The organism is Micromonospora sp. NPDC049102 (genome assembly GCF_043197485.1).
Taxonomy (GTDB): domain Bacteria; phylum Actinomycetota; class Actinomycetes; order Mycobacteriales; family Micromonosporaceae; genus Micromonospora.
This window is the reverse complement of record NZ_JBICTE010000009.1, coordinates 91,969-113,467: the sequence shown is the minus strand read 5'-3', so window position 1 is coordinate 113,467 and position 21,499 is coordinate 91,969. Positions and strand designations below refer to the sequence as shown.

17 protein-coding genes and 1 riboswitch are annotated in these 21,499 nt (G+C 74.9%); of the genes, 4 read left to right on the top strand and 13 right to left on the bottom strand.

All coding sequences use genetic code 11. From position 1 onward, the window contains the following. Position 1: 1 nt before the first annotated feature. The 13 genes from cobA to ACGFH9_RS12350 all read right to left on the bottom strand — a co-directional run bounded on the left by cobA (position 2) and on the right by ACGFH9_RS12350 (position 17,146). On the bottom strand, positions 2 to 1,630 hold the full coding sequence (gene cobA, locus ACGFH9_RS12410; RefSeq protein WP_393217806.1) for a uroporphyrinogen-III C-methyltransferase: 1,629 nt from the start codon (positions 1,628 to 1,630) through the stop codon (positions 2 to 4). Next, positions 1,627 to 2,223 (bottom strand): precorrin-8X methylmutase, encoded by a 597-nt coding sequence (locus tag ACGFH9_RS12405; protein WP_393217803.1) that lies wholly within the window; start codon positions 2,221 to 2,223, stop codon positions 1,627 to 1,629. Before ACGFH9_RS12405 ends, cobA begins: the two co-directional genes overlap by 4 nt. Beyond that, positions 2,220 to 2,417 carry a DUF362 domain-containing protein gene (locus ACGFH9_RS12400; RefSeq protein WP_393217800.1) on the bottom strand — a complete coding sequence of 66 codons (198 nt, stop codon included), beginning with the start codon at positions 2,415 to 2,417 and terminating at the stop codon, positions 2,220 to 2,222. Before ACGFH9_RS12400 ends, ACGFH9_RS12405 begins: the two co-directional genes overlap by 4 nt. Further along, positions 2,405 to 4,177, bottom strand: a complete 1,773-nt coding sequence (gene cobJ, locus ACGFH9_RS12395) for a precorrin-3B C(17)-methyltransferase (protein WP_393217799.1) — start codon at positions 4,175 to 4,177, stop codon at positions 2,405 to 2,407. Before cobJ ends, ACGFH9_RS12400 begins: the two co-directional genes overlap by 13 nt. Then, positions 4,174 to 5,439: a precorrin-6y C5,15-methyltransferase (decarboxylating) subunit CbiE gene (gene cbiE / locus ACGFH9_RS12390; protein WP_393217796.1), complete on the bottom strand. Its 1,266-nt coding sequence runs from the start codon at positions 5,437 to 5,439 to the stop codon at positions 4,174 to 4,176. The genes cobJ and cbiE overlap by 4 nt, the downstream gene beginning before the upstream one ends. After that, complete coding sequence (locus ACGFH9_RS12385; protein ID WP_393217794.1) at positions 5,427 to 6,578, bottom strand: cobalt-precorrin-5B (C(1))-methyltransferase; 1,152 nt, start codon at positions 6,576 to 6,578, stop codon at positions 5,427 to 5,429. The genes cbiE and ACGFH9_RS12385 overlap by 13 nt, the downstream gene beginning before the upstream one ends. Continuing rightward, positions 6,575 to 7,399 carry a precorrin-4 C(11)-methyltransferase gene (gene cobM / locus ACGFH9_RS12380; protein ID WP_393217790.1) on the bottom strand — a complete coding sequence of 275 codons (825 nt, stop codon included), beginning with the start codon at positions 7,397 to 7,399 and terminating at the stop codon, positions 6,575 to 6,577. Before cobM ends, ACGFH9_RS12385 begins: the two co-directional genes overlap by 4 nt. After that, the gene (cobI, locus tag ACGFH9_RS12375; RefSeq protein WP_355239079.1) at positions 7,396 to 8,136 is read right to left on the bottom strand and encodes a precorrin-2 C(20)-methyltransferase; all 741 of its coding nucleotides are present in this window, start codon (positions 8,134 to 8,136) and stop codon (positions 7,396 to 7,398) included. Before cobI ends, cobM begins: the two co-directional genes overlap by 4 nt. Further along, positions 8,133 to 9,491 (bottom strand): cobyrinate a,c-diamide synthase, encoded by a 1,359-nt coding sequence (locus ACGFH9_RS12370; RefSeq protein WP_393217787.1) that lies wholly within the window; start codon positions 9,489 to 9,491, stop codon positions 8,133 to 8,135. Before ACGFH9_RS12370 ends, cobI begins: the two co-directional genes overlap by 4 nt. Continuing rightward, positions 9,485 to 10,096, bottom strand: a complete 612-nt coding sequence (gene cobO, locus ACGFH9_RS12365; RefSeq protein WP_393217784.1) for a cob(I)yrinic acid a,c-diamide adenosyltransferase — start codon at positions 10,094 to 10,096, stop codon at positions 9,485 to 9,487. The genes ACGFH9_RS12370 and cobO overlap by 7 nt, the downstream gene beginning before the upstream one ends. A gap of 82 nt (positions 10,097 to 10,178) precedes the next feature. After that, the gene (locus tag ACGFH9_RS12360; RefSeq protein ID WP_393217782.1) at positions 10,179 to 12,422 is read right to left on the bottom strand and encodes a magnesium chelatase subunit D family protein; all 2,244 of its coding nucleotides are present in this window, start codon (positions 12,420 to 12,422) and stop codon (positions 10,179 to 10,181) included. Continuing rightward, positions 12,419 to 16,087, bottom strand: coding sequence for a cobaltochelatase subunit CobN (cobN, locus tag ACGFH9_RS12355; RefSeq protein ID WP_393217780.1), 3,669 nt, complete (start codon positions 16,085 to 16,087; stop codon positions 12,419 to 12,421). Before cobN ends, ACGFH9_RS12360 begins: the two co-directional genes overlap by 4 nt. 282 nt (positions 16,088 to 16,369) lie before the next feature. Next, a riboswitch (cobalamin riboswitch) is annotated at positions 16,370 to 16,499 on the bottom strand. 311 nt (positions 16,500 to 16,810) lie between these two features. After that, on the bottom strand, positions 16,811 to 17,146 hold the full coding sequence (locus ACGFH9_RS12350; protein ID WP_393217779.1) for a hypothetical protein: 336 nt from the start codon (positions 17,144 to 17,146) through the stop codon (positions 16,811 to 16,813). A gap of 130 nt (positions 17,147 to 17,276) precedes the next feature. Here ACGFH9_RS12350 and ACGFH9_RS12345 point away from each other — a divergent pair, with 130 nt between their 5' ends. From ACGFH9_RS12345 to helR, 4 genes are all read left to right on the top strand, one after another. Next, positions 17,277 to 17,852 carry an RNA polymerase sigma factor gene (locus tag ACGFH9_RS12345; RefSeq protein ID WP_393217777.1) on the top strand — a complete coding sequence of 192 codons (576 nt, stop codon included), beginning with the start codon at positions 17,277 to 17,279 and terminating at the stop codon, positions 17,850 to 17,852. Beyond that, positions 17,845 to 18,606 carry a hypothetical protein gene (locus tag ACGFH9_RS12340; RefSeq protein ID WP_393217775.1) on the top strand — a complete coding sequence of 254 codons (762 nt, stop codon included), beginning with the start codon at positions 17,845 to 17,847 and terminating at the stop codon, positions 18,604 to 18,606. The genes ACGFH9_RS12345 and ACGFH9_RS12340 overlap by 8 nt, the downstream gene beginning before the upstream one ends. Positions 18,607 to 18,679: 73 nt before the next feature. Beyond that, on the top strand, positions 18,680 to 19,213 hold the full coding sequence (locus ACGFH9_RS12335; protein ID WP_393217773.1) for a hypothetical protein: 534 nt from the start codon (positions 18,680 to 18,682) through the stop codon (positions 19,211 to 19,213). 124 nt (positions 19,214 to 19,337) lie between these two features. Beyond that, complete coding sequence (gene helR / locus ACGFH9_RS12330) at positions 19,338 to 21,497, top strand: RNA polymerase recycling motor ATPase HelR (protein WP_393217772.1); 2,160 nt, start codon at positions 19,338 to 19,340, stop codon at positions 21,495 to 21,497. The last annotated feature ends 2 nt before the right edge of the window (positions 21,498 to 21,499 follow it).

The window sequence follows — 21,499 nt, the reverse complement described above, 5'->3', positions numbered from 1 at the left end:
GTCAGGGCCCGGTGGCCGCGACGGCGACCACCGGGCCGACGACGAAGACGGCCGGCGGGCCCACGGACTCGCGGGCGGCGGCCGCGCCGATCTCGTCCAGCCGGGCCGACACCGACCGCTGGCCGGGCTGCCCGGCGTCCTGCACCGCCCGCACCGGCGTCTCCGGGGCACGACCGTGCTCGATCAGCACTGTCGCGATCTTGGCGATGGTGTCGACGGCCATCAGCAACACGATGGTCCCCCGTGCACGGGCCAGCGCCGCCCAGTCGACGAGCGAGTCGGGGTGCCCGGGCGGCAGGTGTCCGGACACGATGGTCAGGTCGTGCGCCACACCGCGGTGCGTCACCGGAACTCCGGCGAGGGCCGGCGCGGCGAGGGCGCTGCTCACCCCCGGCACGACCGTCACCGGCACCCCGGCCGCCAGGCACGCCTGCACCTCCTCGTGGCCGCGTCCGAAGACGTACGGGTCGCCGCCCTTGAGCCGGACCACCCGGCGACCGGCCCTGGCGTGGGACACCAGAGCCGCGTTGATCGTCTCCTGCGCCATCGACGGGCCGCGGGGCACCTTCGCGGCGTCGACGACCAGCACCTCGGGGCGCAGCCCGGCGAGCAGCCCCTGCGGAGCGAGCCGGTCGACCACGACGACGTCCGCGGCGTCCAGGAGCGCCTTCCCGCGTACCGTGATCAGGTCGTCGGGCCCCGGCCCGCCGCCGACCACGGCGACCGACCCGTGCCCGTGGTCGTGGTGGTGGTCGTGCCCGTGGTGATGGTGGTGGTGGCCGACCGGGTCGTCGGGGTGGTCGTGCGGGCGTTGCGGGCGACCGACCTTGTCGGCGAAGCCGGGCATCAGCACCCGGTACGCGCAGGTGTCGCAGTTCATCCGGATGTCCCCGCCCAGCGCCTCGGCGTACCGCTCGTGGACCAGGTCGGCGAGGGCGTCGCAGTCGCCGATCACGTCGGCGACCCGCACGTCCAGGTCGGGGTGCGCGGCGGCGAAGTCGGCCGACTGGGCGACGATCCGGTCCGGCAGCACCCCGGCGAACAGGAAGTACGGCGCGACGACGATCCGCTGCGCGCCGAGGCGACGGAGCCGGTCCAGCACCGCCGGCACGGACGGCTCGGCGAGGGAGATGAACCCCGGTTCGACGCCCGCGTATCCGCGCCCCTCCCAGAGCAGACGGGCGACCTTGGCGACCTCGGCGTTGGCGTCCGGGTCGGAGGATCCCCGCCCGATGAGCGCCACCCAGGTGCCGGTCCGGTCGGCACCCGCCAGCGCGGCGTCGATGCGCTCTTCGAGGGCTGTGTGCAGCAGCGGGTGCGGGCCGAGCGGACGCCCGTAGCGGTACCTCAGCCCGGGGTGCCGCTGCTGCTCACGGGCCATCGCGGCCGGGATGTCGCCCTTGCCGTGCCCGGCGCCGGTGAGCACCAGCGGCAACGCGACCAGGTTCCGGTGACCGCGCCCGACGAGCGCGCCGACCGCGTCGGTCAGCGGCGGGCGGGACAGCTCGATGAAGCCGCCCTCCACGTCGCCGATGTCACCCCGACGGCGGACCCGCTCGACCAGCGCGGCGAACTGGTCGACCCCGGCCGCGCTGCGCGTGCCGTGCCCGACGATGACCAACCCGGTCATGGCTTCTCCTCGCTGTAGAGCAGGGCGTTGAGGGCGGCGGCGGCGACCGCCGAACCACCCTTCTCGCCCACGTTGGACACCCCGGGCAGGCCGCTGGCCCGCAGCGCCGCCTTCGACTCGGCCGCGCCCACGAAGCCGACCGGCAGGCCGACGACAAGCGCCGGCGCGGCGTCCAGGGTGAGTAGTTCGACGAGGGCGGTCGGCGCGCAGCCGACCACCCAGACCGCGCCGGGGCCGACCCGGTCCAGGGCGATCCGCACGGCCGCCGCCGAGCGGGTGATGCCGGCCGAGCGGCCCAGCTCGGCAGCGGCCGGCTCGGCGACCGGGCAGACCAGTTCCAGCCCGGCCCGGGTGATGCCGGCGGCGACCATCGCCACATCGGTGACCACGGGCGCCCCACCACGCAACGCGGCCAGCCCCGATTCGAGGGCCCCCTCGTCGCAGACCAAGTCGTCGACGTACGCGAGGTCGGCGCTGGCGTGCACCACCCGCTCGGTCACCGCGCGGGTCAGCGGCGGCAGGTGCGACAGGTCGACGCGCTCGCGCAGGATGCGGTACGACTCGACCTCGATGGGATGCACCATCCGGCTCATCGGGTTCCTTCCCAGGACTCGGGCTCGACGACGCGGATCGCGTCGACCGGGCAGATCTCCAGGCACTCCAGGCAGCCGGTGCAGCGGTCGGCGCGTACCGTGAGGCCGCCGGCGACCGGCCGGATCGCGTGCGTGGGACAGGTCAGCAGGCACGCGCCGCAGCCCTGACAGGCGTCGATGGTCACGAGCGCCACCGGTACCCCCGGGGTGTGACCATCCGCCCGGCGACCAGCCGGGTGTCGCTGTTGCCGACCACCACGACGCTGTACATGTCGACGATGGCCGCGTCGAGCGTGGCCAGCGTCGCCAGGTGCACCCGTTCGCCAGGGCGGCTGGCGTTGCGCACCACACCGACCGGAGTGTCCGGCGGCCGGTGCGCGGCGAGGATGCCGAGCGCCTTGCCGAGCTGCCAGTCGCGCGCGCGGCTCCGCGGGTTGTAGAACAGCGTCACGAAGTCGCCCTCGGCGGCGGCGGTCACCCGCCGCTCGATGACCTCCCAGGGAGTGTGCAGGTCGGACAGGCTCACGTAGGCGTGGTCGTGCCCGAGCGGCGCCCCCAGCAGCGCCCCGGCGGCCAGGGCGGCGGTCACCCCGGGCACGCCCACCACGTCGATCCGTTCGTCGGCGTACTCCAGCGCGGGGCTGGCCATCGCGTACACCCCGGCGTCGCCGGACCCGATGAGCGCGACCGCGTGGCCGGCGACGGCCTCGACCACGGCGGCGCGGGCCCGTGCCTCCTCCGCGCCGAGCCCGCTGGCGAGCACCCGGGTGCCCGGCCGCAGCACGTCCCGGACCTGGTCGAGGTACTGGTCGAGGCCGACGACTACCCCGGCACGACGCAGTTCCGCCACCGCGCGGGGGGTGCGCAGGTCGGCCGCGCCCGGTCCGAGGCCGACGACGGCGAGCCGGCCGCGCGGCGTGTGCCGGGCCACCGCCACGGTCGCCATCGCCGACGCGGTCTTGCCCACCAGCAGCGTCGCGTCGTCGTCCCGGCCGTCCGCGCCGAGCAGCGCCGCGGCCTCCGCGACGCTCGGCGTGCCGACCACGGCGCGGACCACCTCGCTGGGGTGCGGCACGTCGACCGCCGCGAGGCGCGTCGCCGGCCAGGTCACCAGGGGTACGCCGAGCGCGTCGGCGGTGCTGCGGATGCCCGCCTCGTCGGCCTTGATGTCGGCGCTGGCCAGGCAGCGCAGGCTCGCCGGGTCGAGGCCGGCCTCGACCAGCACCCGGTGCAGCAGTTCGGCCACCTCGGCGGCCGGTACGCCCCGGCTCGCCCCCACCCCGGCGACCAGCGACGGCGGTCGCAGCACGGCGGTCCGCCCGTCGGTCGGCACCACCCGGTCGGTGACCAGCAGCCGGTACCCACCGCCGGTCACGTCGTCGTCGGCCGTGCTGCCGGCCGTGTTCTCGGCGGCGTGGGCATCGCGGTGGTCGGCGGCACGCACGTTCGGGGGCAGGGCGGGCAGCGGCCAGGTGGCATCGGCGATCAGCTCGACCGGCTCGCCGTCCAGGATGGCCCGGGACACCGCGGCGACCGCGCCCTGCACGGGCCAGCCGAGAGTGTCCAGTCCGGGCAGCCCGACCGCGTCGGTGGCGGTGGTGACCACCGGTCGGGCGTCCAGCAGGACGCCGACCCGCTCGGCGAGGTCGTTGCCGCCGCCCGTGTGGCCGCCCAGCAGCGCCACCGCGTGCCGGGCCGCCTCGTCGACGACCACCACGGCCGGGTCGGTGCGCTTGTCGCCGAGCAGCGGCGCGAGGATGCGGACGACCGCGCCGGTGGCCAGGAACGCGACCACCGCGTCGCACCCGGCCCAGGCGGCGCGCAGCGCGTCGGCGACGGTCTCCCCCTCGATCAGCCGGGCGTGCGGCCACGCGGCGGTCAGGGTGTCGGCGTGCCGGCGGCCGGCGGCGGTCGCCGCCACCAGGCCGATCCGGCCGGGCGTGGTGTCGTTCACGGGCGCTCCCCGGTGAGGACGACCACCGGGTTGGTGGCCGCGAGACGGATCGACCCGCCGGGCAGGGCGGCGAGGCGGGCGGCGGAGAGCTGACTGCCCTCGACCGTGTATCCGGCGGCACGCAGCAGGCCCACCGCCGGCGCGACGCGGTCCAGCGCGGCCAGGGTGAGCACGATCCGCTCGGGTCGGCGGGCCAGCACGGCGGTGAGGACGTCCACGCCGCCACCACCGACGAAGACGGCGTCCGGCTCGGGCAGCCCGTCCAGCACCGCCGGGGCACACCCGACGACGATCCGGACGTCGACGGCGTGCGCGGCGGCGTTGTCCCGGATCGTCGCGGCGGACCCGGGGTCCCGCTCGACGGCGAGCACGGCCGCGCCGAGCGACGCGCACTCGATGCCGACGGAGCCGCTGCCCGCGCCGATGTCCCAGACGAGGCGACCGAGCCGGGGACGCAGCCGCGCGACGACGAGGGCGCGCACCTCCGACTTGGTGATCATCGAGTCGCGGTGGGCGTACCGGTCCTCGGGCAGCGCCCAGCCGCCAGCCGGCGCGGCGGCCGGCTGGTTGTCCACCCGCATCGCACCCGCCCCGACCGGGTCGGACGTGGGCATGTCGAGCAGGGGATCGGCGGGTACGGCGATGCTGAGCAGGACGTGCGGGTCGGACCAGGCGGCCTCGGCGGCCTGGTCGGGGGTCACCTCACGGACCCGTTCGGCGTCCGTGCCCAGGTGCTCGGCGACCAGCAGACGACGGGGCCAGCCGACCAGCGCGGCACCCACCTCGGCCGCGCCCGCGCCCGGCGCGGTGAGGACCGCGACCAGCGGCAGCGCGCGGCAGGCGTTCAGCGCCGGTCGAAGATCGCGCCCGTGCGCGGTGACCACGGCGGCGCCGTCCCAGGACAGTCCGGCGCGGGCGAAGGCGGCGGCCACACTGGACACCGCCGGCACCACCCGCAGCGGCAACCCGGCGGCGCGCAGCCGCCGGACGATCCCGAACAGGCCGGGATCGCCGCTGGCCAGCACGACGGCCGGCACCCCGGCGGCGGCGGCGTCGACCAGTCGGCGCAGGGCCGGGGCGAGCGGTCCGAGGACGACGGTCTCCGCGTCGGCCGGTACGGGCACCGCCGCCAGGTGCCGGGCCGCCCCGACGAGCAACCCCGCGCCGGCCAGCGCGGACGCCAGAGCGGGGTGCGGCGGGGCCCCGGCGGCGTCCAGACCGACGACTGTCACCAACGCGTCCGGGGCGCTCATCGCGGCCACCGGCCGGAGGAGGCGACGACGTGTGCTCCGGCGAAGTCGACCATCGCCACGTCCACGGTGACCGTCGGCCCGGCGAAGCGTCGCAGCACCGCCTGGACCCGCTCGCAGAGCAGGTCGCCGGCCGGGCCGAGCAGCCCGGCTGCCTCCCACAGCTCGTACGCGTGCCGTCCGGTGTTCGCCTCGGTCACGGCGGCGGCGAGCGCGGGATCGCCACCGGCGTCGGCGGTCACCGCGCCGAGCAGGGACAGGTCGACCTTCGAGCGGGTGTAGTGGGTCATCAGGATCCCGGCGGCGAGTTTGGCGAGCTTGCCGGCCATCCCGACGAAGACCACGCCGGTCATCGTGTCCTGGACGGCCGCGGTGACCGCCGCGCCGGTGAAGTCGCCCACCTCGACGAAGCACACCTCGGGCAGGTCGGGCAGCAGCGCGCGGGCGGCCCGCTCGGTACGCCCACCGGTGCACAGCACCACGGTCCGCTCCCCCTGGGCGGCCATGACGTGCACGGCCTGGACGACGCTGGCCCGCCAGGACGCGGTGGAGAAGGGCCGGACGATGCCGGTGGTGCCGAGGATCGAGATGCCGCCGAGGATGCCGAGCCGCCGGTTGGTGGTCTTGCGGGCCATGATCTCGCCCCGGGGCACGCTGATGACCACGCGTACGCCGATCTCGGTGAGGTCGACGACCTCGGCCACCGCCTCACCGATCATCCGGCGGGGCGTGTCGTTGATGGCCGGTCCGCCGACGGCGAGCCCGAGGCCGGGCTTGGTGACGGTGCCGACGCCGGAGCCGCCGGCCAGGCGCAGCCCGGGAGTGTCGGTGAAGTCCACGGTGGCGGTCAGCTCGGCGCCGTGGGTGACGTCCGGGTCGTCACCGGCGTCCTTCACGACCACCGCCTCGGCCCGCACCGGTGGGGTGCCGGTGACCTCGCAGCGTTCCACCGGGAAGCGCACCCGTCGGCCGGCGGGGAGGCCGATCTCGACGTCCGGTTGGATCTCGCCGGTGACCAGGGCGGTCACCGCCGCCTTGGCCGCCGCCGTCGCGCACGCGCCGGTGGTCCAGCCGGTCCGCAGCGCGGTGGGCCGGACCTTCGCCGTACGCGGCAGGTCCGGTTCGCGCAATGGCGGCTCGGCGTACGTCATGGGGTTTCTGTTCCTCCGGCGCGGGCGCGGCGCAGCTCGGCCCGGGCGGCCGGCTCGGCGCGACGGAAGGTGTGGAAGTGCCCGGGGTGGTAGAGGTGCGAGCGGGTCCCCTCGGCGGCGAGGGCCGGCCCGACCAGAAACAGGGTGTGCTTCCACAGCCTGTGCTGCTTGACCGTGGCCTCCAGGGTGCCGACCGTGCAGCGCACGACCAGCTCGTCGGGCCAGGTCGCCTGGTACGCCACGACGGCTGGGGTGTCGTCGGCGTAACCGCCGGCCAGCAGCTCGGCCTGCACCTGCCCGGAGCGGGCGGCGGACAGGAACAGCGCCATGGTGGTGCCGTGCCGGGCGAAGTCGCGGACCCGCTCGCCGGCCGGCATCGGGGTCTTGCCGCCTTCGAGCCGGGTGAGGATCACCGACTGGGCGACCTCGGGGATGGTCAGCTCGCGCCCGACGAGCGCCGCGACGGCGGTGAACGACGACACCCCGGGGACGATCTCGACGGCCAGGCCGAGCGCCCGGCACAGGTCCAGTTGCTCCTGCACCGCGCCCCACAGCGCCGGGTCACCGGAGTGGATGCGAGCCACGGTGAGTCCACGCTCGGCGGCCCGCTCGTAGAGCGGCAGCACACCCTCGATGGGCAGCTGCGACGAGTCGACGATCTCGGCGTCGGGGCGGGCGTGGTCGAGCACGTCGGCGTGCACGAGGCTGGCCGCCCAGATCACGACGTCCGCCGCGGCGATGACCCGGGCGGCCCGCAGGGTCAGCAGGTCCGCCGCCCCCGGGCCGGCGCCGACGAACCACACCTTGCCGTCGCTGGTCACAGCTTTCCTCCTCGGTACGTGCGGCGGGCGGGGACCAGCAGCGTGGACAGGTACGGCAGGTCGGGTGCGGTGTCGTCGACGGCGCCGACGCTCTCTGCGGGCAGGCCGAGGCTGCGTCCGAGCACCGCGTCGGCCAGGCGGCCCTGTCGACGCAGCTCGGCCAGCAGCTCCGGGTGCCGCCGCCAGCCCTTGTAGACGACAACGGTGCCCGGCCCGGCGAGGGCGTCGGCGAACAGCGCGAGGCCGGCGGTGGCCGGCAGCAGGGTGAGCGGCTCGCGTCCCTCGACCAGCGGGATGCCGCTGCGCGCGGCCAGCTCCTGCATGGCGGTCACGCCAGGCACTGTCGCCACCCGCACCGCCGGGCGCAGGGCTCGGACGCTCTGCGCCAGGTAGCCGAAGGTGGAGTACACGTTGGGGTCGCCGATGGTCGCGAAGGCGAGGGACCGCGCGCCCGCGTCGATCGCCTCGACGACCGTCCGGGCCGCGTCGTCCCAGGCAGCCGCGCGGCGGGCGGTCACCCCACCCCGGTCGTCGAGGGCGAACGGCAGCCGCCGCAGACGGTCCGCCGGAACGTGGTCCCGCACGGTCGTCTCGGCCCGTCCGGCGTCCGACTCGGGCCGGTCCGCCATCACGGGTACGAGGACCACGTCGGCCTCGCGCAGGACACGCACCGCCTTGACGGTGAGCAGTTCCGGGTCACCCGGGCCGACGCCGACGCCGGTCAACGTGGCGGTCACCGGCACGCCTGGACGAGGCGGCGGGCGGCCTCGGGGTGGCCGGCCCAGTGGGTGTGCAGGTAGGAGGCGTGCACGCGGCCGGCGACGAACCCGTGGTCGACGTCGTTCCAGCGCCACGCCGGCGTGTCGCCGTGCCCGGGGTCGGTGGTGGTGCGGTGGAACTCGTGTCCGCGTACCGGCTCGCCGGCCCGGGCCACCGGTGAGTCGGTGACGGCCACCGCCTCGCGGTAGCCGAGGGTGAGCCGGCCGGTCATCCGGGCGGTCAGGTCCAGCCGGCCGCACATGGGTACGCCGTCCAGGGACCGCCCGAGGTAGAGCAGCCCGGCGCACTCGGCCACGACCGGCCCGTCGAAGTCGGCCAGCTCGGCGCGGAGCGTCGCGTTGCCGGCCAGCGCCTCGGCGTACGCCTCGGGGAAGCCGCCGCCGATGACCACCGCCCGGGTGCCGCTGGGCAGGGCCGGGTCGCGCAGCGGGTCGACGCTGACGACGTCCGCGCCGGCAGCCGTGAGGAGTTCGGCGGTCTCGGCGTACGAGAAGGTGAAGGCCGGACCACCGGCGAGCGCGACGCGTGGTCGCCCGACGCCGGCCGGCCCGCCGACGGCCTCGACCGGGTCCCACGCCGGGGCGGTCAGCGGCCCGGCGCCGCGGGCCAGGTCGAGGACGGCGTCGAGGTCCACCGTGGCCTCGACCAGTTCGGCGAGCGCGGTGACGATCGCGAGCGACTCGGGGGCCCGTTCGGCGACCGGCACCAGCCCGAGGTGCCGGGCCGGCGCGGCGACCTCGGCGGCGCGGGTGACCGCCCCGAGCACCGGTACGCCCACCTCGGCGAGGGCGTCGCGCAGCAGCGTCTCGTGCCGTGGCGAGCCGACCCGGTTGAGGATCACGCCGCCGATCCGCACGGCCGGGTCGAACGCGGCCATGCCGAGGGTCAGCGCGGCGGCCGAGCGGCCCTGCGCGGTGGTGTCGAGGACCAGCAGCACGGGCGCGTCGATCAGCCGGGCGACGTGCGCGGTGGAGGCGAAGTCACGGCGGCCCACCGCGCCGTCGTGCAGGCCCATGACGCCCTCCACCACGGCGATGTCGGCGGGCGTGGGGACGCTCGCGCCGTGCCGCAGCAGGCCGGCGATCCGCTCGGCATTGACCAGGAACGGGTCGAGGTTGCGGCCGGGCCGGCCGGCGGCGAGGGCGTGGTAGCCGGGGTCGATGTAGTCCGGGCCGACCTTGTGCGGGCTGACCGTCAGGCCGCGTCGGCGCAGCGCGGCGAGCAGCCCGGTGGCGACCGTCGTCTTGCCGTGGCCGCTGGCCGGGGCGGCGACCACCACCCGGGGCAGCGCCCAGGGCTCGACGCTCACCACTCGATGCCCTTCTGGCCCTTCTGGCCGGCGTCCATCGGGTGCCTGACCTTGGTCAGCTCGGCGACCAGGTCGGCGGCGGCGACCAGGCGCGGATCGGCGTCCCGGCCGGTGATCACGACGTGCTGGAAGCCGGGCCGGTCGGCCAGGGTGGCGACCACCTCGTCGACGTCCACCCAGCCCCACTTCATCGGGTAGGTGAACTCGTCCAGCACGTACAGCCCGTAGCGCTCGGCGGCCAGGTCACGCTGGATCTGCCGCCAGCCCTCCAGGGCGTCGGCGGCGTGGTCGGCCTCGCCGCCGCGCTGGATCCAGGACCAGCCCTCGCCCATCTTGTGCCAGGCCACCGACGCGCCCTGGCCGGTACGCTCGTGCACCTCGCCGAGCGCCCGGAAGGCGTTCTCCTCCCCCACCCGCCACTTGGCGCTCTTGACGAACTGGAACACGCCGACCGGCAGACCGGCCGTCCACGCCCGTAGAGCCAGCCCGAAGGCCGCCGTCGACTTCCCCTTCATCTGTCCGGTGTGAACGATGAGCAGCGGCCGATGCCGCCGCTGCCGGGTGGTCAACCCGTCAGCGGGCACCTGACTCGGCTGTCCCTGCGGCATCAGAGGTCCCCCCTCGTCGTCACGCCCCGCGCGTCCTCCGCGATCTTGCAGTTTCTGTTGCTCATATGCGCATCTCGTCCTTTTATGTCGCGACAGAAACTGCAAGATCGCGGGGTTCGGGGTGGGTGAGGGCGTGCAGTGGGTGTAGGGGGGCGTGCAGTTGGGTGGCCAGGCGGCGGGCCAGGTTGAGGCGTACCGGGCCGGACTCGCAGTCGACGACCACGCAGGGGGCACCTGTCGCCGCGAGGATTGCCGCCGCTCCCGCCGCCCGGTCGAGCGGGCGGGTTCCGGCGGTGGCACGGCCGTCGGTGACCACCAGGACCAGGGGACGGCGCTTCGGGTCGCGCAGGCGCTCCACCCGCAGCAGGTCCGCGGCGGCCAGCAGGCCCTCGGCCAGTGGTGTCCGCCCACCGGTGGGCAACTCGGCCAGACGGGTCGAGGCGGCCAGCACCGACGAGGTCGCCGGCAGCACCGTGCGCGCGCCGGCACCCCGGAAGGCGATCACCGCGACCTTGTCCCGCCGCTGGTACGCGTCGGTGAGCAGGGCGAGCACCGCGTCCTTCACGGTGACCATCCGCTGCCGGGCGCCCATCGAACCGCTGGCGTCCACCACGAACAGCACCAGATTGCCCTCGCGCCCCTCCCGGACCGCCTCGCGGACGTCGTCCGGACGCAGTCGCAGCGGACCCGCCAGCCGGCCCCGAGCCGCCTGGTGAGGTGCGGCGGCGCGGATGGTCGCCGGCAGGTGCAGCGCGCCGACCCGACCGTTCGGCACCCGGGCCCCGGTGGTGCGGCCCCGCCCGGTCCGAGCCCGCGACCGCCGGCCCGGCACCCCGTCACCGACACCGGGCGCGGTGAGCAGCCGGGCCCGCAGACCACCTCGGGGTACGGCCACTCGCCCACCCTCGCGCTCCCGATCGTTCCCGGTGCCGCTGGGCTCACCCGCCTCGGGCCGTCGGCGGCGACCGCCTCGACCGTCCACCCCCGTGAAGTCCCCGTCCGCGTCGACGTCGGCGGCGTGCGGCTCCGGGCCGTCGGCGCCCCCGGACTCGCCAGCGCCGGGATCGTGCCCGCCGCTACCCGACCCGTTCCGATCACCACCGTCCACGTCGGCGGGATCGAGGGCATCGCCGTCGGGGCCGTTCCCATCGCGACGATGTTCTCCGGTCTCGTCGTCCGCGCCGGAGGAGCCGCCCGGGTTGCCGGCACTGCCGCCGGGGCCGCCACCGTCCGGGTCCGGGCCGTCGGGGCGCCGGCCGGCGGGGCCGCCGTCGTACGGGCCGCCGTCGTCGTCCGGATCGTCGGGGTGGGCGTCCTGCGCCCGTTGCAGCGCCTCGTCGAGGCGCTTCTCGTCCAGCCCCGGCGTGTCGAACGGGTCGCGGCGACGGCGGTGCGGCAGGGCGAGCCGGGCGGCCACCCGGACGTCGTCGCCGGTGACCCGGTCCCGGCCCGCCCAGGCGGCGTGCGCGAGGGCGGTACGGGCGGTGACGATGTCAGCGCGCATCCCGTCCACGTCGAACGCCGCGCACACCTCGGCGATCTGGCGCAGCGCGGCGTCGGGCAGGCGTACCCCGGGAAGCCGACGACGGGCGGTGGCCACCTGGGCGGCGATCTGGGCGTCGGCGTCGGCCCAGCGGGCGGCGAAGCCGGCCGGGTCGGCGTCGGCGGCGAGCCGGCGGCGGACGACCTCCACCCGGATCTCCGGATCGCGGCTGGCGTTCACCTCGACGGTCAGTCCGAACCGGTCGAGAAGCTGCGGGCGCAGCTCCCCCTCCTCCGGGTTCATCGTGCCGACGAGCAGGAACCGGGCGGCGTGGCTGATCGAGACGCCCTCGCGCTCGACGTGGCTGCGGCCCATCGCCGCCGCGTCGAGGAGCAGGTCGACCAGGTGGTCGTGCAGCAGGTTGACCTCGTCGACGTAGAGCACGCCCCGGTGTGCGGCGGCGAGCAGACCCGGTTCGAAGGCGCGTACGCCCTCGCCGAGCGCCTTCTCCAGGTCCAGCGACCCGACCACCCGGTCCTCCGCCGCGCCGACGGGCAGCTCGACGAGGCGCGCGGGCCCGGTCTCGGCGGCCGCCCCGACCGGGTGCGGCCCGTCCGGGCAGCCGGGGTCGGGTTGCGCCGGGTCGCAGCCGAAACGGCAGCCGGCGACCCGGCGCACCGGGGGCAGCAGCGCGGCGAGGGCGCGGACGGCGGTCGACTTCGCGGTGCCCTTCTCGCCGCGCACGAGGACGCCCCCGATCGCCGGGGAGACCGCGTTGAGCAGCAGCGCCAGCCGCATGTCGGCCATGCCGAGCACGGCGCTGAACGGGTACGTGGTGGTCATGCGCGGTCCTCCAGGTCACCCTCGCTGGCCAGGTACTGATCGCGCAGCCGGTCCAGGGTGGCCGGCTCGGGCTTGGCCCACAGACCCCGGTCGGCGGCCTCCAGCAGCCGCTCGGTGATGCCACGCAGCGCCCACGGATTGGACCGCTCCAGGAACTCGCGGGTGGTGTCGTCGAACAGGTACGCGGCGGCCAGGTGCTCGTACATCCAGTCGTCCACCACGCCGGCGGTGGCGTCGTAGCCGAACAGGTAGTCCACGGTGGCGGCCAGCTCGAACGCGCCCTTGTAGCCGTGCCGGCGCATCGCGGCGATCCACTTCGGGTTGACCACCCGGGCCCGGAACACCCGCCGGGTCTCCTCGCCCAGGGTGCGGGTGCGCACGTCGTGCGGCATCGCCGAGTCGCCCACGTACGCCGCCGGTGACGTGCCGGTGAGGTGGCGGACCATCGCCACCATCCCGCCGTGGTACTGGAAGTAGTCGTCGGAGTCGACGATGTCGTGCTCGCGGGTGTCCTGGTTCTTCACGGCGACCGCGATCCGGGCGAAGGAGCGTTCCATGTCGGCGCGCGCCTCCCGCCCGTCCAGGCCCCGGCCGTACGCGTAGCCACCCCACACCGCGTACACCTCGGCCAGGTCGGCGTCGCTGCGCCACGTCCGGGCGTCGATCAGCGGCAGCAGTCCGGCACCGTACGCCCCGGGCTTGGAGCCGAAGATGCGGGCGGTGGCCCGCCGCTCGTCGCCGTGCTCGGCCAGGTCGGCGGCCACGTGGGCGCGCAGGTAGTTGTCCTCGTCCGGCTCGTCGAGAGCGGCGACCCGCCGCACGGCGTCGTCCAGCAGCGCCACCACGTGCGGGAACGCGTCGCGGAAGAAGCCGGAGATCCGCACGGTGACGTCGACCCGGGGCCGACCCAGCTCGGCGGTCGGCACCACCTCGACGCCGGTGACCCGCCGGGACCGCTCGTCCCAGACCGGCCGGCAGCCCAGCAGCGCGAGCACCTCGGCGATGTCGTCGCCCTGCGTCCGCATCGCGCTGGTGCCCCACACGGTCAACCCCACCGAGCGGGGGTACGCGCCGGTGTCGGCGAGGTGCCGGGCCAGCAGCGAGTCGGCCAGGGCCACCCCGACGTCCCAGGCGTTGCGGCTGGGGATGGCCTTCGGGTCGACGGAGTAGAAGTTCCGGCCGGTGGGCAGCACGTTGACCAGGCCCCGGGTGGGCGAGCCGGACGGGCCGGGCGGCACGAACCGGCCGTCCAGCGCGCCGAGGGTGTTGCGCAGCTCGTCGGTGGTGCGCTCCAGTCGGGGCACCAGTTCGGTGCCGGCGAAGCGCAGCACGGCTGCGGCGTGCGGGATCGACTGGCCGGTCACCTCGGCGACGACGGCGTCGGCCGCGTCCACCGCCCAGTCCAGGGTCTCCATGCCGACGACCAGCCGGCGCGCGAGCCCTTCGATGAGGTCGATCGCGTCGGCGGCGGTGCCGGCCGGACCGTCCACCGCCTCGGTCAACGCCGTGGGCAGCGCGATCCGCTGGCCCGGCGTGGCGAGCAGTTCCTGTTCGTCGAGGCCGTACTCGGTGGCGAGAGCCTGCCGCAGGCCGGGCAGTGCCTGGGCGCCACCCCAGATCTGCGGGGCGCGCAGCACGGCGAGGACCAGGTTGACCCGCGGCTCACCGGTGGGCGCGTCGGCGAGGATGTGCAGCCCGTCGCGGATCTGCACGTCCTTGACCTCGCACAGGTAGCCGTCGAGGTGCAGCACGAAGTCGTCGAAGTCGTCCGCGTCGGGCATCGCCTCGGTGTGCAGGTCGTGGTGCAGCTCGGCGGCGCGTACCAGGTCCCAGATCTGCGCCCGCACGGTCGGCACCTTGGCCGGGTCGAGCGCCTGCACGGTGGCGTACTCGTCGAGCAGTTGCTCCAGTTTGGCCAGGTCGCCGTAGGTCTCGGCGCGGGCCATCGGCGGCACCAGGTGGTCGATGACGACGGCGTGTGCACGCCGCTTGGCCTGGGTGCCCTCGCCGGGGTCGTTGACGATGAACGGGTAGACCAGCGGCAGGTCCGCGAGGACGGCGTCGGGCGCGCAGTCGGCGGCCAGGCCGAGGCCCTTGCCGGGCAGCCATTCGAGGGTGCCGTGCTTGCCCAGGTGCACCACGGCGTCCGCGCCGAAGCCGCCGTCCGCGACCGGGACGGCGAGCCAGCGGTACGCGGCCAGGTAGTGATGGCTCGGGGGCAGGTCCGGGTCGTGGTAGATGGCGATCGGGTTCTCCCCGAAACCGCGTGGCGGCTGGATGAGCAGCGCCACGTTTCCGAAGCGCAGCCCGGCCAGCACGATGTCGCCGCCCTCGGTGTACAGCTCGCCGGGCGGCTCGCCCCAGTGCTCCCGCATCCGCTCGCGCAGCTCGGCCGGAACCGCATGGAACCACCGCCGGTACGTCTGCCCCGGTATCCGGGCCTCGGCGGCGGCCAACTGCTCCGGCGTCAGCCATTCGACGTCGTGACCACCGGCGGCGATCAGCGCGTGGATCAGCGCGTCACCGTCGTCGGGCGGCGGCGCGTCGCCCAGGTCGTAGCCCGCCTCGGCGAGCGCGGCGAACAGCCGGACCGCCGAGGCCGGGGTGTCCAGCCCGACCGCGTTGCCGACCCGGGAGTGCTTGGTGGGGTACGAGCTGAGGATCACGGCGATCCGCTTGTCGGCGGTGGGCACGTACCGCAGGCGAGCGTGCCGCACCGCGATCCCGGCCACACGGGCGGCCCGCTCGGGGTCGGCCGCGTACACCGACAGCCCGTCGGCGTCGATCTGCTTGAACGAGAACGGCACGGTGACGATCCGGCCGTCGAACTCCGGGATGGCCACCTGCATCGCCGCGTCCAACGGGGACAGCCCCGCGTCGCTGCCGGCCCACTGCTCGCGGGTACTGGTCAGGCAGAGCGCCTGGATGACCGGAACGTCCAGGGCGGCGAGCGCGCCGACGTCCCAGGCGTCCTCGTCGCCGCCGGAGGACGCGTCGGCGGCGACCGCGCCACCGGCGGCGAGCACGGTGACCAGGAGCGCGTCACAGCGGGCGAACAGCCCGAGCGGACCGGCGCCGCTGGTCAGCCCGCGCAGCGAGCCGCAGAAGATCGGCAGGGGGTTGCCGCCGGCAGCGCGGACCGCGTCGGCCAGCACGTCGACGAACGCGGTGTTGCCGGCGAGGGCGTGTGCCCGGTAGAAGACGATGCCGATGGTGGGCCGGTCCGGGTCGACGGGGTGCTCGCCGTGCACGCCGTAAGCCGGGGTGAGCGCGGGCGGGGCGAACCCCTCGCCGGTGAGCAGGACGGTGTCGGAGAGGAACCGGGCCAGCTGCCCGAGGTTGTCCGGACCGCCCTCGACCAGGTACGCCAGCGCCTGGGCGACGACCCCGGCCGGGACCGTGGAGACCGCCATCAGCTCCGCGTCCGGCAGCGCCTCGCCGCCGAGCACAACGGTGGGCACCCCGCCGGCGAGCACCGCGTCGAGGCCGTCCGGCCACGCCTGCCGACCCCCGAGCAGGCGTACGACGGCGAGGTCGACCCCGTCGAGCAGGGCGGGCACCTCGTCGGCCGCCACGCGGGCGGGGTTGGCGAGCCGGTACTCGGCGTTGCTGGCGCGGGCGGCCAGCAGGTCGGTGTCGGCGGTGGAGAGCAGCAGAATGTGCACGGTACGCTCCGGACGGTGACGTCGACGCGCTCGCGGCAGCGAACGGGCGACGTGGGATGGGCGCGGGGTTCAGCGGGCACCGCGACCCGGTCCGCTCACCGGCGCGCGGCCGGCGGCGACGGGTGGCGTGGCGCGGAACTCAGCGGGAAACGGAGTCGATGCCGATCGCGGCGACGGCACAGCTGCGGTGCGGGGAACGGCAGCAGCCGTCGATGATGGAGACGCCAAGCGTCATCGGGTCCTCCTCGGGTGTCCACGCCCTGGGGTACGTCCCGACGGCCGAAGTATCCTGGCTTCCGGATCGATGCTCTCCCCCGGCCTTCCAACCGCAGACACACGGCCGTGACTCACGAGGGGGGATCGCTCCCCGGTGACAGTGGCGGGACCGCGTCGGATTCGCACCGACTTCCTTCACTGCCGTCAGGCCGCGAATGCTGCCACACCCCCACGCTGCGGGTCAACGCCGCTGCGGCCCGCCCAGCAGGCGCGCGTCGCCGTGCTGCGGCGGTGGACACCGCCGCAGATGCCCCCGCCTCGATGCCCGCCCTGTTGTTCGCCACCCCGCTGCCCGCGTCCCATGCCCGACATCCTTTGCTCTGCTTCCCCACAGGCAACGCGGACGGGGTCGCACTGGCGCCTCTGGTGAAGCAGAGCAAAGGATGCGCAGAGCCCCCTGGCCCGCGTCGGCGGCAGGACAGGGGTGGGCTTGCGGCCGGATGTGTCTCAGCGGGCGCGGCGCTCCGGGTGTGCCCGATTCCACACCCGCATCCGCTCGGGATAGCCGGTGCGGGCCGCCTCGTACAGCGGTACCGCGTGCTTGCGGGCGATGTCGCCGGCCGCCCGGGGTGTGCCGGTGCGGCGGCGGATCCACTCGCCGTCGTGGGCGATCGCGACCACTGTGGTGTCGGTGGCGGTCGTCTCCGGCTCCAGGTAGAACTCCACCCCGCGCCGGCTGGCGACGAACGCCTCCAACGCGGCGAGGTCGTCCCGGGTGGCCTCGCGGTCCAGCTTCGTCGGGGTCGCCTCGGCGCTTCGTGACCGCCGGTTGAACCAGCCCATGCCCAGCCCCTCTCCTTCGACTCCACCTCCAGTTCAGCACCGATTCCTGGCAATACGCTGCACGGCGGGTGGGAAAAATCTGACTCACCGGGTCCCGGGCGGAACCCGACACGCGCGGGCGGTGTCAGCAGTGCGACCCAAACCGGAGGTTCCCCTGGACGACGACGTGCTCGTCACCCGCGCCCGAGCCGGTGACCTGGAGGCGTACGACCTCCTGGTCGCCCGGCACACCGCGTCCGCGTACCGGACGGCGGTGCTGCTCGGCGCGGGACCGGACTCCGAGGACGTCGTCCAGGAGGCGTTCGTGAAGGGGTACCGCAAGCTGTCCCGGTACCGGGGGGAGGCGTCCTTCCGCTCCTGGCTGCTCGCGATCGTCGCCAACGAGACCCGCAACCTGCACCGGTCCCGCTCGCGCCGGGACGGCCTGGTCCTGCGGGCGGCGGCGGCCCACTCGCCCGCGATCGCCGGGGACGACGCGGTCGGCGCGGTCCTCGCCGGTGAGCGCCGCGCCCAGCTGGTGGCGGCCCTGCGCCAACTGCCGGAACGGGACCGCGAGGTGATCGTCTGTCGGTTCCTCCTCGACCTCGGCGAGCAGGAGACGGGCGTCATGCTGGGTTGGCCCCGGGGAACGGTGAAGTCGCGGACCTCGCGGGCGCTGGCGAAACTGCGCGCCCTGCTCGTCGACGAGGAGGCGCACCATGGATGACCTCGGCCGGGACGCCGGCGACCTCGACGCGGAGCTGCGCGGCCTCGAAGCCGAGTTGCACGACCTCGGCGCCTGGCTGGCGGCGCCGGACGCGCCGGACGTGACCGCACGCGTACACGACCGTCTCGTCCGTGACGTACGCGGACGGCGTCGGTGGCGGTCCCTCGCCGCGGCGACGCTCGTGGCCCTGCTGGTCGCGGCGCTGCCGCCGACGCGCGCCGCCGTCGCCGACGCCGTCGGGGAGGTGCTGCGCTTCGCGGGCGTCGAGATCGCCACGTCGCCGACGCCGTCGTCGCCCGGCGGCGAGCCGTCACCCCTGCCGTCGCTGCGGACGGTGGGCCTCGACGAGGCGCGACGGGCGGTGCGCTTCCCGATCCGTGTGCCGTCCGCGCTCGGTCCGCCGGATCGGGTGTCGATCGCCGATCCCGACGGCACTGGCGCGTACCGGGTGGCGACGGTGCTCTACGACGGTGGTTCGCTGCGCCTCGACGCGTTCGACGGTCGCCTCGACCTCGCGTTCCACAAACGGACCAGCCGTGCGGGAACGGAGTGGACGCAGGTCGACGGCGACTTCGCCATCTGGGTCGACGGTCCCCACGTGCTGTCCTACGTCGACCGGTCGGGCCAGATCCGTCAGGAGGCCGCCCGGCTCGCCGCGCCGACCCTGATCTGGGAGCAGGGCGGGGTGACCTACCGCTTGGAGGGCGCGCGCACGCGAGCCGAGGCGGTGGCGATCGCCGAGTCGCTGCTCTAACTCTCCCGGAACCTGCGCGGCCCGAGCGGTGTCCCCCTGGTACGGGGCACACGTCTCTTCGAGAGGGAGCGCAATGGTCACCTGGGGCAGGTTCCTACTGGGTACGGTCCTCCTGCTGACGGCCTGCACGGCCGCCGGCCGGGCGGAGACGTCGACGAACGCCTCGGTCACGGCGATACCCGCCGACGGCCCGGCCACGACGTCGGCCACCGGCTGCACGGCGCGGGTCGAGACGGGGACGCTGCCCGACTGGGCGGACGCGGGGTTCACCGGTGACGCCCGCGCCCCGCACAGCATCGGCGCGCGGGGCGAGATCGCGGCGGTGCTGTTCGGCGATCCGCTGGCGCAGGTCCGACCGGACGGGTCGAGCAACAAGATCCTGTGGGTGGCGCGGCCCACCACGACGTCGCCGGCCACGGCCGCTTCGACCACGTTGGAGATCACCGCCACGCTGGACGGCACCGACACCAGGGTGATCAGGGCAGTCCCCGGAGGGCCGGGCCCGTCGATCATCGACATGCCCCGTGCGGGGTGCTGGCATCTCGACCTGCGGTGGGCAGGGCGCACCGACACGATGGATCTCGTCTACGCCGAACGGAAGCCCTGAGGACGGGGACGACCCTCCCGCCATATCCAACATATACCGCATGGGGGGACTTGCGGCAAGGCCCCCGGCGTCCCGCAGAATGACCCGTCCAAGGCCATGACCTGCGGAAACGGGAGCCATGCGTATGAACGAGTCGTCGGCGGCGACCAGTGTGTTCGACCTGCCCGAGAACCGTGCCGCCAAGGCCGACCCGGCTCTCATCGCCCGCGACGAGCAACACTTCGCCGCGATCGCGGCGAGCCTCGCACGGTCGATCGCCGACCTGTCCGACCGCCTCGACGCCGAGCGTCGGGCGCCCGCCGGCAAGGGTCGCCAGGCGGTCGTCCGGGACGAGGAGGTCCGCCGGCTGACGAGCCGCCTGCGCGCCCTGCGTCGGTTCGGCCTGGACCTCTGCCTCGGCCGCGTCGTCCACGCGGACGACCCCGAGCCCGTCTACATCGGGCGGTTCGGCCTCACCGACGGCGATGGTCGCCGGCTGCTGCTCGACTGGCGCTCCCCGGCGGCCGAGCCGTTCTTCGGCGCGACGCACGCCAACCCGATGGGCCTGGCGAGCCGACGTCGGTACCGCTGGACGCTCGGCCGCATCAGCGACTACTGGGACGAGGTGTTCACCCCGGACGGGTTCGAGGGGCACGCCGCGCTCGACGACCAGTCGGCGTTCATCGCCAGCCTCGGAGGCAACCGGTCGGCCCGGATGCGCGACGTGCTCGGCACCATCCAGGCCGACCAGGACGCGATCATCCGCGCCGGGTCGGACGGCGCGCTCGTCGTCGACGGTGGCCCGGGTACGGGCAAGACGGTCGTCGCCCTGCACCGCACCGCGTACCTGCTCTACTCCGACCCGCGCCTGCGGCAGCGCCGCGGTGGGGTGCTGTTCGTCGGGCCGCACCAGCCCTATCTGGCGTACGTCGGTGACGTCCTGCCCAGCCTCGGCGAGGACGACGTGCAGACCTGCACCCTGCGTGACCTGGTGCCCCAGGGTGCGTCGGCGGTCGTCGAGACCGAACCGGAGGTGGAGCGGCTCAAGGCCTCGGTGGGCCTGGTACGGGCGATCGACGCGGCCGTCCGGTTCTACGAGGAGCCACCCACGACGGCGCTCACGGTCGCGGCCGGCGACACCGACGTCCGGTTGAGCGCGGACGACTGGGCCCAGGCGTTCGAGGCGCCCGGACCGGGCACCCCGCACAACGAGGCCCGCGACGAGATCTGGGACGAGCTGCTGAACATCCTGCTCGGCAGGTACGACGGCGACGAGCCGGAGGACGCCGTGCGCGCCACGCTGCGGCGCGACGCGACACTCCGTACGACGGTCAACCGTGCCTGGCCGCTGCTCGACGCGACCGACATCGTCGCGGACCTGTGGTCCGTGCCCGCGTACCTGCGCAGATGCGCCCCGTGGCTCGCCCCCGACGACGTCCGCCGGCTCCAGCGCGCAGACGCCCGCGCGTGGACGGTGGCCGATCTGCCGCTGCTGGACGCGGCACGGCAGCGGCTCGGCGACCCGGAGGCGTCGAGGCGCAACCGCCGACGCGAGGCGACGATCGCCACCGAGCGGGCGCGCATGGCGGCGGTCGTCGACGAGCTGATCGAGGCACACACCTACGACGACGGCGAGGGCGTGCTGTCCAGCCTGCGTCAGCTGGACCTGCAGGACGCGCTGGTCGACGAGGCCGTCCTGCCCAGCGCCGACGCGGATCTGCTGGCCGGTCCGTTCGCGCACATCGTCGTGGACGAGGCCCAGGAGCTGACCGACGCGCAGTGGCAGATGCTCCTGCTGCGCTGCCCGTCGCGCAGCTTCACCATCGTCGGCGACCGCGCCCAGGCCCGGAACGGATTCACCGGGTCGTGGCGGGAACGACTCGCCCGCGTCGGACTCGACCGGGTGACCCTGACCTCGCTGACCATCAACTACCGGACGCCCCGGGAGGTCATGGCGCAGGCCGAGCCGGTCATCCGGGCCGTGCTCCCGGACGCGAACGTGCCGACCTCGATCCGCGGCAACGGCATCCCGGTCACCCACGGGTCGGTGCGCGACCTGGACGCGATCGTCGACGACTGGCTCGCGGAGCACGCCGACGGGATCGCCTGCGTCATCGGCGAGCCCACGTTCCGGCCGGCGACGGATCGCGTCCGGTCGCTGAGCCCGGAACTGTCCAAGGGGTTGGAGTTCGACCTGGTCGTCCTCGTCGACCGGGAGGCGTTCGGCGAGGGCATCCAGGGGGCGGTCGACAGGTACGTGGCGATGACGCGCGCGACCCAGCGGCTCGTCGTCCTCACCGATTAGGC

Bases quoted from the DNA above. Each gene is read 5' to 3' on its own strand.
- cobO (WP_393217784.1), bottom strand. From the start codon at position 10,096: ATGCCGCAGGGACAGCCGAGTCAGGTGCCCGCTGACGGGTTGACCACC.
- ACGFH9_RS12350 (WP_393217779.1), bottom strand. From the start codon at position 17,146: ATGGGCTGGTTCAACCGGCGGTCACGAAGCGCCGAGGCGACCCCGACG.
- ACGFH9_RS12340 (WP_393217775.1), top strand. From the start codon at position 17,845: ATGGATGACCTCGGCCGGGACGCCGGCGACCTCGACGCGGAGCTGCGC.
- ACGFH9_RS12385 (WP_393217794.1), bottom strand. From the start codon at position 6,578: ATGACGTACGCCGAGCCGCCATTGCGCGAACCGGACCTGCCGCGTACG.
- cobA (WP_393217806.1), bottom strand. From the start codon at position 1,630: ATGACCGGGTTGGTCATCGTCGGGCACGGCACGCGCAGCGCGGCCGGG.
- ACGFH9_RS12335 (WP_393217773.1), top strand. From the start codon at position 18,680: ATGGTCACCTGGGGCAGGTTCCTACTGGGTACGGTCCTCCTGCTGACG.
- ACGFH9_RS12405 (WP_393217803.1), bottom strand. From the start codon at position 2,223: ATGAGCCGGATGGTGCATCCCATCGAGGTCGAGTCGTACCGCATCCTG.
- helR (WP_393217772.1), top strand. From the start codon at position 19,338: ATGAACGAGTCGTCGGCGGCGACCAGTGTGTTCGACCTGCCCGAGAAC.
- ACGFH9_RS12360 (WP_393217782.1), bottom strand. From the start codon at position 12,422: ATGACCACCACGTACCCGTTCAGCGCCGTGCTCGGCATGGCCGACATG.